We start from the raw sequence: 13,578 nt of genomic DNA on the forward strand, positions 1-13,578 counted from the left end.
GTTCTTCCCTTGTCTAGAACTATTGCGTCCGGAGGGCGAAATACCCGATACGGTCGTAGCGGCCCTTGGTGCCCGGCAGACCGGGCAGTTTGAAGAAGATCTTCCCGAGGTAGGCCCCCGGCACCAGTTCCACCAGTTCGTCGCGGATGCTGCGGATCACCAGCGCCGGATTCTCCTTGACCGACGCGTAGTTGATGACGAGCACCGCAACGTCGGCGTCTTCGACGCCGCCCTCGGTGAAGGTGTCGAAGGTGAACGCCGCCTTGCCGTCGTCACCCGAGCGCATCGAGTACAGCGGCCACAGCAGCTTGCCGACGATGGCCGACGATTCGGTCATCCGGTTCTCGCCGCCGGAGTTCGCCGAGTCGAAGCTCTTGCCCCGCCACGGCATCCAATTCTCGGTCAGCGCCTTGGCCGCGCCGTCGAGCGCCCTGTTCGTCGTGGTCGTGACGAGCATCCCGTCGGTGGGTCCGTCGAGCGCGGTCGGCGTGGCGCCGAGCGCGAAGAGCTGATTGAGGTTGTCGATGGCGGCGTCACGCTCATCGCCGCCCGCGCGCACGCGCAGGCTGTCGATGAGCTGCCAGGCTTGATCTTGTGCTGCTGCGGCATCCACGGATGCCAGCGTTCGTAGTCGGGCGAGAAAGTCGGCCGTGTCAGCGGTACCGAGGGCAGATATGTCGGACATCGATCCTCAACTTCAGGCTGGGTGAAACGTCGGGGCTGTGACGCGCTTCACTTAACCAAAGTGAATCTGGAGCGATACGAGATTCGAAAACGCGTGTTCTGCGGAACAACGAGCTGCCATCAGCAGTGTGACCGAGAACAATCACTTCATCGAAGTGAAGGTTTACGCTGACTTTCGATGACGTACTCGGAACAAGAATTGCGGCGGCTCGGATCGTCGTTGGTGGAGACCGCGGGCGATCTCGGCGCGAAGGCTGCGGCCGCAATCTCCGAGTCCGTGCCGTTCTACCGCGACACGGCCTCGATCGGCGCCGACGATCTGCTGACCAGCTGCACGGAGAATCTGCGCTTCGTCTTCTCCGCGCTGGCCAGCGGCAAGACCGCCGACACCACCGCGGCCAGTGAGACCGGGGTCCGCCGCGCGCGGGCGGCCGTCCCACTGCACGAAGTGATGACCGCCTATCGGGTCGGCTTTCGCAGCGTGTGGGAGCCGGTCATCATCGGTGGCCGCAATCGACCCGAGCTCAGCGCCCAGACGCTGCTGGAAGCGACGGCTCGCGTCGTCGCCGCCCAGGATTCCTTCACCGACGCGATGGCTATCGCCTATTCGCGCGAGCAGGCGTCGCTGGTGCGTGTCGAGTCCGAACGCCGATCGGCGCTGATCGCCGGCCTGCTGACCGGCAGCTTGGTTGGCGGGCGCACCCTGTGGGAGATCGCCGATACGCTCGGGCTGCCCAACTCCGGACCGTACGTGGTGGTGGCCGTGTCGTGCGCCGACGTCGGGCGGTCGCCGATGCCGACGGTTGCCGACGAACTGGGGCACCTCGCGATCCTGTCGGTGTGGCAGTTGATGCCCAACGCCTACGTCGGCGTGGTGCACCTGCGCAATCGTTCCCGCCTCCCCCAGCTCATCACCGTCCTCGAACGCCTGGCGCGCACCAGCGTCGGCGTCTCCGGGGTGTACGACAATCTCGCCCAGACCGGTGAAGCGCTGCGGCTGGCCCGGATCGCGAGTGCGGGCACACCGCGCGGGGTGCGGGTCACCGTGTTCGACGCCGCGCCGCTGGCCATCGCCGCGGGCACCGATCCACCGACGATGCGTGCGGTTGCGAGCGGAGTTTTCGCAGGTCTGCCCGACGACGAGCGGGACATGCTTCTCGACACCATTGAGGCGTGGTTCGAGTGCGCGGGCTCGGCGTCGGACGCGGCGGCACGCCTGTATTGCCACCCCAACACGGTTCGCCATCGCCTCCACCGGGTGGAGAAACACATCGCCAAGAGTTTCACCAATCCACGCCATGTGGCCGAGATGTGCGTGGCTCTGGAGGTGGCCCGCAGGTTCGGCCTCGACTGAGCACGACTGTGCCAGTGAAATGAGCCACCACGCTGCATCCGGGCGGGTCTGCCCGGTTACACTCCTACCCGTGGTCCTTTTCTTTGAAATCTTGTTGGTGATCGCATCGGTGATGATCACCTGGTTCGGTCTGTACGCGCTCTACCGCCTGGTCAAAGACGAATCGTGACGTCGAGCGACGATAGCCGCCCGGAAGGATTGCGTTCCGGGAACGAGGCCATCGAAGCAGCCGAGGAACGAGCCAAGCACACGGGCGATCGAAACCTGCCCAAGTGGGGCGACCTCCCGGTCCCGCACGACACCGCAAACCTACGCCTGGGTGCCGATCTGCATCCGGGCCTGCTCGGTTTGCTGCCGCTGGTCGGCATCTGGGTCGGCGAAGGCGAAGGCCACGACCCGATCACCGGCAACGATTACCCGTTCGGCCAGCAGATCATCGTCAGCCATACCGGCGAGAACTACCTGAACTGGTCCTCGCGCATCTGGCGGCTCGACGCCGACGGCAACGTCGACCGCGCCGACCTGCGCGAGAGCGGCTTCTGGCGGATCAGCGAAGACGACAACATCGAACTCCTCCTCGCCCATGCCGAGGGCTGGATCGAGTTGTTCTACGGCCGCCCGCTCAACCAGACCTCCTGGAACATGACCACCGACGTGGTGATCCGCACCGAGACCGGCGCTCACGCCGGCGGAGCGAAACGCCTCTACGGGCTGGTGCCCGACGGCGACCTCGCCTACGTCGAAGAGCGCGTCGACGCCGACGGCGACCTGACCCCGCGCCTGTCCGCGAAGCTCAAGCGCTACGCGGGGTAGAACGTCGGGCTGACCCGCGGAAATCTGTCAACCTTGATCCACCGATGGCACCCCGTCCGCTGGTTGAGCCGGTCCGAGCGCCGTGCTGCCGGTTGAGCCGGACGAGCGCCGTGCTGAGCGAGGCGCTAACCGAGTCGAAGTAGCGCTAGCCGAGGCCGTGTCGAAACCTCTCAGCCACAACGACTTTCGATGATGCGCGCCAATATCGGCGACGTCACCCGGCAAGTGACGCATGTGCACCCGACGGGTGCACATGCCTCGATGTTCGATACCATCACAGTTCGACACGTGCTCGACCATCAAATGCATTGTGGTACAGGGGTTTCGACATGCTCGTCACTTCGACTCGGCTATCGCCTCGCTCAGTACGGCGCGCTTGCGCTCCTCGCGGCTCAACCAGCAGATGCAGTGCCCCGACCGGTGAAACCAGGCTCAACCAGGAGATGGAGTGCCCGCCGTCGGTGAAACCAGGCTCAACCGAGACTCAACCACCAGATGACGACTTTTTCAGGTCAAAGGAGCTAACGGTGTGCGGGCATCGTATGGCCGCGTGGAACTTCGGTCGATGCCGGCGTGTAGGGCCGCTCGGGCAGCGGCGCATATGCCGACACCAGAGTCCGGACCAAGCCAATCAATGCGCGATCTCAACTCGCCGGCTATTCGGCTTCAGTACCGTTAGTCACCGTTAGTCGCAACCACAAGATTGGAGCCGCGCAGTGCCCCTCGCCCCGGATGTTGCCCGCGATATCGCCCGTCAATATTACGGTGTCGACGCGGAGGTGTCACCACTCGCTGGCGAGCGCGACGACAACTTTCGGGTAGCCACGGAGGACTCCACGTGGATGCTGAAGATCGTGCACAGTGCGGAGCCGTGGACGGTTACCCGGTTTCAAAGCGAGATCCTCGCCCATCTCGCGGGCGGTCCGGTGTCGGCACCACGGCTCATAACGACCGTCGATGGCGAACCGCATGCGCGCCTCGACGACGGCCGCGCGATTCGCATGACATCATTCTCGCCCGGCGTGAAGATTCGAATGGCGAAGTCACAGAATCTATTTCGCCTCGGCGCTGCCATCGCCGACCTCGACGCCGCGCTAGCCGACCTTGATCCCGGGGACTACGGTCAGGACCTGGCGTGGGATCTTCAGCAGCCCGAACGCGCCTGTCGACTCCTTGACGACCTGCCGCAATTGGACTCGGACGGAACCTTGAGCGGCGCGTTCGAGCGCTTCGATGCCGACGTCGCGCCACGCCTGGCGATGCTTCCGTCGCAGCTCGTCCACAACGACGCCAACCCCGACAACATCCTCGTCGACGGCGATCGGTTCGAGTTCATCGACTTCGGAGACGCCGTGGTCGCACCGCGGGTCGTCGATCTCGCTGTCGCGGCGTCGTACTTCGTCGGTGCGCCGAGCGCGCTCGACGGCGACCCGGTACTGGGTGCGGCGACCGACGTGCTCGTCGGATACCACCGGCGAACTCCATTGAATGACAACGAGATCGGTCTCCTGCACGAGCTCCTGATCGCGCGGGTGGTCACCGCGATCACGATTGCGTCGTGGAACGCCGAGCAGTCTCCAGGCAACCGAGACTATCTGCTGCGGCACACCGGCGCGGCGTGGCATCGGCTCGAGATCCTGAACTCAGCGGATCGTGACGGCGTCGCCCGAGACCTCGAAGAACGGTTGGCAGCCGAATGACGTCGAACCCGGAATCGTTGCAGTACAGACGCGCCCGCGCACTCGGGCCCGCTAGTCGACTGTTCTACCGCGAGCCGCTGCATATCGTCCGCGGCATCGGGACCAGCTTGTTCGACGCCGACGGGGTCGAGTACCTCGATGCCTATAACAACGTGCCGGTGGTGGGACATTGCCACCCGCGCGTGGTGGACGCACAGAATCGGCAGGCGGGCCTCCTCAACACGCACACTCGATACCTGAGCGACCACATCGTCGACTATGCCGAGCGCCTCCTCGCGACATTCCCCGCGGATCTGTCGAACATCATGTTCACCTGCTCGGGCAGCGAAGCCGTCGACCTCGCGGTGCGGATCGCCCGGCATGGTCGGGCGGGGACCGGCATCATCGTGACCGAGAACGCCTATCACGGCACAACCGCTGCGGTAGCGGCGATTTCACCATCGCTCGGGACTGGACAGCCACTTGGAGCCGATGTACGAGTCGTGCCATCGCCACATCGCCTCGATGATGTCGCGTCCGCCTTTCCCGCCGCTGTGCAGACTGCCGTCGACGACTTGAATCGGCACGGTCACGGAGTCGCGGCTTTCATCGCCGATTCGATCTTCTCATCCGACGGCGTGGTTTCTGATCCAGTCGGATTCCTGTGCGGCGCAGCGGAAGTAGTGCGATCCGCTGGCGGACTGTATATCGCCGACGAGGTGCAACCGGGCTTCGGCAGGACCGGAGCGCACATGTGGGGATTCGATCGGCACCACGTGGTACCCGACATGGCGGTTCTCGGTAAGCCGATGGGGAACGGAATGCCGATCGCAGCCACGGTGCTGCGTCCCGATCTCGCCGAACAGTTCGGTTCGCAGATCCGGTATTTCAACACCTTTGCCGGAAATCCCGTCGCGATCGCGGCGGCCGACGCCGTACTCGACGTGATCGAAGACGAGGAACTGATCGGGAACGCACAGCGAGTGGGTGCGTACCTGAAAAGTCAGTTGCAACGCATGAGCAGCGATCTTCCCCGAATCAGCGAGATACGCGGTGCCGGACTGTTCTTGGGTGTCGACGTCGTCGACGACGACGGTCGACCAGACCGCGGAGAAGCCGATCGGCTGGTCAACGGCTATCGCGACGCCCGGGTGCTGATAGGATCTGCGGGACAAGGCAACTCGGTGTTGAAAATCCGGCCCCCGTTGCCGTTTTCGATGAACGATGCCGATCGCTTCCTGACCGTCACCGAACAGCTACTCGCATCTCGGTGACGGCGTGACTCACATGAAGTCGGCGGTGTAACCCCCACAGGAATGGCACAACCCGAACGGAATTTCCGTTCGGGTTTGGCCTTATCGTTCGGGTTTGGCCTTCGGGTGTGCTGGCGCACCCAATCAGTTCTGCACAACAGAATCTCATGTTCTTCTCTGCGACGTTCGGGACATCCTTGAGACATGACCGACACCGACACCCCCGTACGGCTGCACGCCGTCGACGCACCGGGCCAACCCGTGGTGACTCCAGAATTGACCGAGCTCTACCGCGGCTTCGAGTCCGAACTCCTCGTCCCGCTGTGGACCGAGATCGGCGACCTGATGCCGGCCCATCCTCACCCTACGGCGTTACCCCACTTGTGGCGGTGGAAGAACTTGCGCGAGTTGGCTTCTCGCGCCGGTGAGATCGTGCCGGTCGGCCGCGGCGGCGAACGGCGGGCGATCGCCCTGGCCAACCCGGGCCTCGGCGGCCGTCCGTTCGTCACTCCGACGCTGTGGGCCGCGATCCAGTACTTGATGCCCGGCGAGGATGCACCCGAGCATCGCCACACGCAGCACGCGTTCCGATTCGTCGTCGAGGGCGAAGGCGTGTGGACGGTCGTCGGCGGCGATCCGGTAGCGATGCGCCGCGGCGACTTCCTGCCGCAGGCCGGCTGGAATCTGCACGCCCACCACAATGCGACCCGCGAGCCGATGGCGTGGATCGACGGCCTCGACATCCCCCTGCAGTATCAGCTCAACGCGCAGTTCTTCGAGTTCGGCCGCGACGCACTTTCCGAGGGTGAGCGCACGACGCCGGAGCGCTCACGCTCCGAACGACTCTGGGGTCACCCCGGTCTGCGCCCGATCGGCGCGACGTCGTCGGCGCCCGGCAGCCCGCTGCTCGCCTACCGCTGGGAGCACACCGACCGCGCCCTGACCGACCAACTCGACCTCTACGCCGAGGGATTCGCTTCCGGCACAATCGAACCCGGCCACGCCGCGGTCCGCTTCACCGACCCTCGCGACGGCTCCGACGTTCTGCCGACGATGCGCGCAGAAATGCATCGCGTCGTCCGCGGCACCGAGACCGAGCCGACTCGGCAGACCGGTTCGTCGGTCTATCAGGTCTTCGACGGTTCGGGAGTCGTCACCGTCGACGACCACACCTGGAGCGTCACTCGCGGCGATCTCTTCGTGGTGCCGTCCTGGTCGACGCTGTCGGTGCGTTCCGAAGCCTCCGCCGACGATTCCGACTCCGGCGCGCTCGACCTGTTCACCTTCTCCGACGCCCCCGTCTTCGAAGCACTTCGCCTGCACCGCAAGGCCTGACGGCCACCGACCTCCACCTAGGGACATCCAATGAAACTCGCCACCATCCGCACCGCCGCCGGTACCCGCGCGGTCAGCCTCGACGCCGCGTCGGGCAGTCTGGTCGATCTCGGCGTCTCCGACGTCGGAACGCTTCTCGCTCAACCTGATTGGCGTGCCGTCGTCGAGCAGGCCGACGGTGAGAAGTTCGACGCCGCGGCGGTGGACTTCGCGCCAGTCGTGCCCGCGCCGTCGAAGGTCGTCTGCGTCGGACACAACTACCGCAACCACATCCGGGAGATGGGCCGCGAGATGCCCTCCTACCCAACGCTGTTCACCAAGTTCGCCGACTGTCTGATCGGCGCGAACGATACGATCGAAAAGCCGAAGGAGACCGACGCGCTGGACTGGGAGGTCGAGCTCACCATCGTCATCGGGCAGACCGTCCGTCGCGCCGACGAGGAATCGGCCGCCGCGGCCATCGCGGGATTCACCGTGATGAACGATATCTCGGTGCGCGACTGGCAGTTTCGCACCATCGAGTGGACGCAGGGCAAGATCTGGGGCGACTCGACACCCGTCGGCCCCTACCTGGTGACTCCCGACGAGCTGCCGGGTGGCGTGCGCCCCGAACTCGCGGTCAGCACCGTCGTCGATGGGCAGACAATGCAGTCCGACAACACCGCGGACCTGCTCTTCGATCCGGTCCACCTGGTGCAATACATCTCGACGATCCTCCCGCTGCGTCCCGGTGACCTGATCGCCACCGGCACCTCGGCCGGTGTCGGCCACGCCCGCGATCCGAAGATCTACCTCCAGCCCGGCCAAGAGGTGGTCGCGTCGATCGATAGTCTTGGGGAATGTCGGAACACCGTGGTGGAGCAGGCGTGCGAACGCTGACCGATTCGCTGCGCTGGGCGAGACTCGGGACGTCGGCCCTCGACGAGATAGTCAGTGGCACAGGAATTTTCGGTGTCACCGACTGGGACGCCGACTGTGCCCTGCCGGGGTGGACGCATAGACATCTCGGTGCTCATCTCGCCGCGAACGCCGACGCGCTGGGCAACCTGGTCCGCTGGGCCGCGACGGGTGAAGCCACTCCGATGTACTCCTCGCCTGAGCAACGCAACGCCGACATCGCGCTCGGATCCCAGCGGCCGGTCGCCGACATCGTCGGGTGGTTCACCGCGTCGAGCGCCGCCCTGTTCGAGGCGATGGCTGCGCTGACTCCCGACCAGTGGCAGTCGCCGGTGGTCACGGCGCAGGGCCGCACCGTCCCGGCCACCGACATTCCGTGGATGCGCGCCCGCGAGGTCTGCATCCACGCGGTCGACATGGGCACGGGTTTCACGTTCGCCGACCTGCCCGACGACTTCTTGAGGGCATTGATCGACGACGTCGTGGCCAAGCGCGGCGCGCAGGAGTCCCGACCGGGCATCACGCTGTCGGCGGGCGAACAGTCGTGGACGCTCGGCGACGGAGCCGTAGACGTGAAGGCGTTCCTGCCGGATCTGGCGGCCTACCTGACCGGACGCACGGAGCTGGCACAGGCACCGACGCTGGGAGCATGGCTGTAACAGGCTATCCACTGCACGACCCGGACCCAACTCACCAACGCAACCACCGCACACACACCCAACACCAGCCTCGTGCCGACCACGTACGACAAAGGCGCCCTTCGTACGCGGCTCGGGGAATCGAAAAATGGGATCGGGGCGCGCGGCTGAAACGAAGCGCTAGCGAAGTGCAAGACGCGCGGGGGTCCCCGTTCTGCCCATTTTCGAGTCCCCGAGCCGCGCACGACGGCCGCCGAAAAGTACCCACACCAAACGAAAGAACAAGACGTCGAACACGAGACGACCCCCGCACCACTCCCGAAACGGGGAGCCGAAGGCGGCCTGACGGGGCCGCGGTACGGGGGTCGGGTGGTCACCTGGAATTCGCTAAAGCGACTGTGCGCGCAACGAATTGCAGCTTGGACCGTTCTAGCGGATGACCACCTCACGTGTCGCTAAGTCATACAACTTCAGACCACCTCCTTCCTTGTGTACCGACGAACCTACGCCGCACCGCGACGGCCCGCAACGGATTTATCGAACGTCTCCGATCGCACCGTTTTCGGCGAGAGTGATGACTCGATCGGCACCGTGGTCGGGCGGCAGCCGGTGGGTGACCACGACGACGCTGCGCTGCGGTCCGAACAACTCGCGCCGCCCGAAGATGTCGCGCAACACGTCGTCGGCGTCGTCGGGGTCGAGGTGCTCGGTCGGTTCGTCGAGCAGGACGACCGGTGCTCGATGCAGCAGCGCGCGGGCCAGCAGCAGTCGCCGACGTTGCCCGCCACTGAGTGCCGCCGTCCCGCCGGCCAGCACGGTGCCGACGCCGTCGGGCAGGCCGTCGACCCAGCCGCCGAGACCCACCGCACCCAGAGCATCGACGATCTCCTCGTCGGTCGCGTCACCGCGCGCGACGCGCAGATTCTCTGCGACCGAGGTCGTGAACACGTGCGCATCGTCGGCGAAGTAGCACGTCGACGCCCCGAGATCGGTACCGAGCGAGGTGGTCACCGCACCGGACCGCGGCTCCAGCAGACCCGCCATCGTCAGCAACAGCGCCGTCTTGCCGACGCCGCTCGCCCCGACGACGGCGACTCGTTGACCGGGTGACAGGGTCATCGTCAGCGTCGATGCACTCTCCGACGTGGGCCAGCCCCATCGCAATCCGCGGCAGTCGAGACCGGTGACCCGGTCGTCGACCGTGACGTCGTCGGCGACCGCGAACTCGTCGATCTCCGCGGCGGTCAGCTCTGCCGACCCGGCGTCGTCGATCAGCGTCAGAATCCGACGCGCGGCCTGCCGACTGCGCTCGAGTTGCAGACCTGCCTCGGTCAGCGGTGCCGTCGCCTCGAATGCGGACAGCGGCAGCAGGATCAGTACGCCGAGAGTCATCGGGCTCACTCCGGGATCGCCCGCGAGGCCGATGCCGATCAGGCACGCCGCCACCAGCGAAACCCCGAGTGCCAGCGGCGTTGCCGCACTTCCCCACGACTGCAGTCGTTGTCCCCGGTCGGCCGCGTCCACCGCCAACCGCTGCGTTTCGTCGATGCCGGCGAGCACCGTGCCCCGACGTCGGGCCACCGCCAATTCGTCGGCGTGCCATAGTGCGAGTGTTACCGATTCGGCGAGATCCGCCCGCGCCCGCGCACTGCACTCGACGACGTCGGCGGCACCGCGCGCCGCGAGGGTCGGCGCCGCGACGCTGCTGATCAATAGTGCGACGGCCAGCACCCCGGCGGCCGGAACTGACACGAAGGCCATGATCACCACTGCCGCAACGTTGGTCACCGCCGCGATGCCGATCGGGATCACTCCGCGGATCAATGCGTTGCCGATGTCGTCGAGGTCGGCGCCGGTGCGGGTCAACAGGTCGCCGCGCCCGAGCAGCACCGAGTACGACGGGTTGCCCGCCGCCAACGCGACGAAGATGCGCGAGCGCGCCGACGCCATCGCCCGCAGCGCGAGATCGTGGGTGGCGAGCCGTTCGAGGTAGCGAAATAGACCGCGCGAAATACCCAGTGCCCGAACGGCTGTGATCGCGACCGAGAGGTAGAGGATCGGCGGCATCTGCCAGGCACGCGTGATGAGCCATGCGCTCAGTGCCGCGAGTCCCAGCGCGCTCAGCGCACCGCCGATACCCAGCAGGAGTGCTGCCAGGACCGGCCTCGGCCGCACGCCGAGGTAACCGAGGATCCGCCGCAACGATCGGTCATCGGGCCGCGACATGCGCACCTCCGACGTCGACGACGTGATCGGCCGCCGCCCACCATGATTCGCGGTGACTGATCACAATGGCGGTGCACCCGCGGGCGACTCGGGCGCGCACGGCGTCGATCACCGCATTCGACGCCTCGTCGTCGAGATGGGCGGTCGGTTCGTCGAGCAGGAGCAGCGGCGCCGACGCCGCCAAGGCGCGCGTCAAACCGAGCCGTTGGCGTTGTCCCGCCGACAGTCCCACGCCGCCGGCACCCAGCCGCGTCTGCAGACCGGCCGCCAGCGACTCGACGACCGCGCCGAAACCGGTAGCGGTCATGGCCGCGTCGAGGCCATCGGGGGTCACCTCGGCGAACAGGGCCAGATTCTCCGCGACGGTGGCGGGCGCAATGGCCGGATGTTGTGGCAGCCAGGCGAGTTGGGAGCGCAGGTCCTCGACGTCGACGTCACGCAGCGACACGCCGCCGACGCGCACGTGCCCGGAATAGTCGCCGATCAGTCCGAGCAGGACGGCCAGTGCCGTCGACTTGCCCGCGCCGTTCGGTCCACGCCACACCGACAGTGTTCCCGGTGGAATCGACACCGATAATCCATTGGGCGCCATGCCGTCTCGGCCGTCGACGGAAAGGTCGTCGAACTCGATGGCCGCGTCACGAAGCGCAACCCGGTGTCCCGGCGCAGACTTCGGCCGGTCGTCGCCGATCAGTTCGAAGACGTCGTCGGCCGCGGCCAGTCCGTCTGCCGAATTGTGAAACTGTGCGCCCACCTGGCGCAGTGGGAGGTACGCCTCGGGCGCCAGAATCAGCGCGAAAACACCTGCGAACAACGACATTTCGCCGTAGACCAGCCGGACGCCGATGCTCACCGCGACCAAGGCCACGCACAGCGTCGCCAGCAGCTCGAGGACCGCGCCGGAGAGGAAGGCGACCCGCAGCGTCGCCATCGTCGAACGCCGCCACCGCTGCCCCAGTTGCTCGACCTGCTTGGCGGGGCGATGCACCCGGTGCAGCGCACGCAGTGTCGGAATTCCGGCGACCAGGTCCATCAGCTGGCTCGAGAGGCGGCTCGTCGCAGTGAGTTTCGCCGCGGTTCGGTCACGCGTCATGAGTCCGATCAGCACCATGAACAACGGAATCAGTGGCATTGTGATGATGACGATCACCGCCGACGGCACGTCGACGACCGCCATCACCACGATCATCGCCGGTGTGACGACGACCGAAAGCACCAGTGCCGGAACATATCCGGACAGATAGGGCGCAAGGTCGTCGAGCCCGCGGAGTACGACGGTCGCCGCATGGTCGCGCACGGCGAGCAGTCGTCGCGGTGGGGTGCGCCGCGGATCGCTCAACGTGTCGACCGCCTGGCGTCGGAGATCCGCGATCACCAGATCCGCGGCACGCTGCGAATATCGTTCGCGCACATAGTGAACCGCGGTCCGCACCGCCACGGCGATGACCAACACGATCAGCTGGGTGCGCTGCGCCTCGAGCGAGCGCGCGCCGGCGTCGACGATGAGTTCGGACAGGATCGACGCGGTGGCGCCCGCGATGACGACGACGCACGTGGCCGTCGCGACCGCGAACAACACCGTCGCCGCGACATATCGTCGGGCTGCCGGCGAGCTGCGCAGCAGCCGGGGATCCAGCGGCGGTCGCCGCGTTGCCGCGCGGGTCACGCGCGCAGCGACGGCAGCCCGATCGACGGCGGGATCTGCTCGATCGAAATACGTTGGCGGAACACCCAATACGACCAACCCTGGTAGGCGATCACGACCGGCGTGATGAAGCATGCGGCCCAGGTCATGATGGTCAGCGTGTAGTGACTCGACGACGTGTTCTCGACGGTCAGGTTGTAGGCGGGATTCGTGGTGGACGGCAACACATTCGGGTACAGCGACCCGAACAGGGTGATCACGGTGCCGATGATCGCGATGGTCGTCGCCGCGAACGCCAGCCCTTCGGCACGACGCAGCGTCGCCGCCACCGCGCCGACGGCGGCCAGTGCCGCGATCACCACCGGACCCCACGTCCAATCCTTGCCGTAGGCAAGCTGCGTCCAGAGCAGGAACACCCCGGCGACGACGAGCATCGCCATAGACAGCCGCACCGCGTAGCGGGCGGCGTCGTCGCGGATCACGCCGGTCGTCTTCAGTGCCAGAAACACCGCTCCGTGCGTCGCGAAGACCAGCAGCGTGGTCAGACCACCGAGCAGCGCATAGGGATTGAGCAGTGTGAAGAACGAGCCGGTGAACTGGTGCTCGGCGTCGATCGGCAGACCGCGCACCACGTTGGCGAAGGCGACACCCCACAGCAGCGCGGGAATCCATGACCCCAGACCGATCCCGACGTCGCACCACATGCGCCAGCGCGGATCGTTGATCTTGCCGCGCCATTCGATGGAGACCACCCGCACGATCAGACCCACCAGGATCAGCAGCAGCGGAAAGTACATGGCGCTGAACAGCGTTGCGTACCAACCGCCGAACGCAGCGAACATCGCTCCGCCGGCGGTCAGCAGCCACACTTCGTTGGCGTCCCACACCGGGCCGATGGTGTTGAGCAGCACCCGACGCCGGGTGTCGCCCGACTCGTGTCCCCGGCCGATGAACGGCATCAGCATGCCGACGCCGAAATCGAACCCTTCCAAGACGAAGTAGCCGCCGAACAGCACCGCGATGACGACGAACCAGAACTCTGGCAATCCCATGT

Annotated in this window: 11 protein-coding genes; 7 read left to right on the forward strand and 4 right to left on the reverse strand. The window is 66.1% G+C overall.

Going from position 1 to position 13,578, the window contains the following annotated elements; all coding sequences use genetic code 11:
- Positions 1-19 precede the first annotated feature (19 nt).
- Positions 20-685 (reverse strand): hypothetical protein, encoded by a 666-nt coding sequence (locus HH308_RS24665; RefSeq protein ID WP_170196922.1) that lies wholly within the window; start codon positions 683-685, stop codon positions 20-22.
- Between the two features lie 177 nt (positions 686-862).
- Between HH308_RS24665 and HH308_RS24670 the strand changes: the two genes are divergently transcribed.
- From HH308_RS24670 to HH308_RS24700, 7 genes are all read left to right on the forward strand, one after another.
- A complete protein-coding gene (locus HH308_RS24670) occupies positions 863-2,038 on the forward strand; it encodes a PucR family transcriptional regulator (protein WP_170196923.1) in 1,176 nt (391 codons plus the stop codon).
- Between the two features lie 165 nt (positions 2,039-2,203).
- Entirely contained in the window at positions 2,204-2,851 is a 648-nt protein-coding gene (locus HH308_RS24675; RefSeq protein ID WP_170196924.1) for a heme-binding beta-barrel domain-containing protein, read from the forward strand.
- Positions 2,852-3,630: 779 nt separating this feature from the next.
- Positions 3,631-4,551, forward strand: coding sequence for a phosphotransferase (locus HH308_RS24680; RefSeq protein WP_170196925.1), 921 nt, complete (start codon positions 3,631-3,633; stop codon positions 4,549-4,551).
- On the forward strand, positions 4,548-5,804 hold the full coding sequence (locus HH308_RS24685) for an aspartate aminotransferase family protein (RefSeq protein WP_170196926.1): 1,257 nt from the start codon (positions 4,548-4,550) through the stop codon (positions 5,802-5,804). The genes HH308_RS24680 and HH308_RS24685 overlap by 4 nt, the downstream gene beginning before the upstream one ends.
- A gap of 183 nt (positions 5,805-5,987) precedes the next feature.
- Positions 5,988-7,118 (forward strand): cupin domain-containing protein, encoded by a 1,131-nt coding sequence (locus tag HH308_RS24690; RefSeq protein ID WP_170196927.1) that lies wholly within the window; start codon positions 5,988-5,990, stop codon positions 7,116-7,118.
- A gap of 30 nt (positions 7,119-7,148) precedes the next feature.
- Positions 7,149-7,997: a fumarylacetoacetate hydrolase family protein gene (locus HH308_RS24695; protein ID WP_170196928.1), complete on the forward strand. Its 849-nt coding sequence runs from the start codon at positions 7,149-7,151 to the stop codon at positions 7,995-7,997.
- Positions 7,958-8,674: a maleylpyruvate isomerase family mycothiol-dependent enzyme gene (locus tag HH308_RS24700; RefSeq protein ID WP_170196929.1), complete on the forward strand. Its 717-nt coding sequence runs from the start codon at positions 7,958-7,960 to the stop codon at positions 8,672-8,674. The genes HH308_RS24695 and HH308_RS24700 overlap by 40 nt, the downstream gene beginning before the upstream one ends.
- A gap of 513 nt (positions 8,675-9,187) precedes the next feature.
- On the opposite strand, the gene cydC is transcribed toward HH308_RS24700, so the two are convergent.
- The 3 genes from cydC to cydB are packed head-to-tail and all read right to left on the reverse strand — an operon-like array spanning position 9,188 to position 13,576.
- Positions 9,188-10,879: a thiol reductant ABC exporter subunit CydC gene (cydC, locus tag HH308_RS24705; RefSeq protein WP_170196930.1), complete on the reverse strand. Its 1,692-nt coding sequence runs from the start codon at positions 10,877-10,879 to the stop codon at positions 9,188-9,190.
- Positions 10,863-12,545 carry a thiol reductant ABC exporter subunit CydD gene (gene cydD, locus HH308_RS24710; RefSeq protein ID WP_312870843.1) on the reverse strand — a complete coding sequence of 561 codons (1,683 nt, stop codon included), beginning with the start codon at positions 12,543-12,545 and terminating at the stop codon, positions 10,863-10,865. Before cydD ends, cydC begins: the two co-directional genes overlap by 17 nt.
- Positions 12,542-13,576, reverse strand: a complete 1,035-nt coding sequence (cydB, locus tag HH308_RS24715; protein WP_170196932.1) for a cytochrome d ubiquinol oxidase subunit II — start codon at positions 13,574-13,576, stop codon at positions 12,542-12,544. The genes cydD and cydB overlap by 4 nt, the downstream gene beginning before the upstream one ends.
- Positions 13,577-13,578 lie beyond the last annotated feature (2 nt).

The sequence above is a fragment of the Gordonia asplenii genome, from assembly GCF_012933505.1.
Lineage (GTDB): Bacteria > Actinomycetota > Actinomycetes > Mycobacteriales > Mycobacteriaceae > Gordonia > Gordonia asplenii.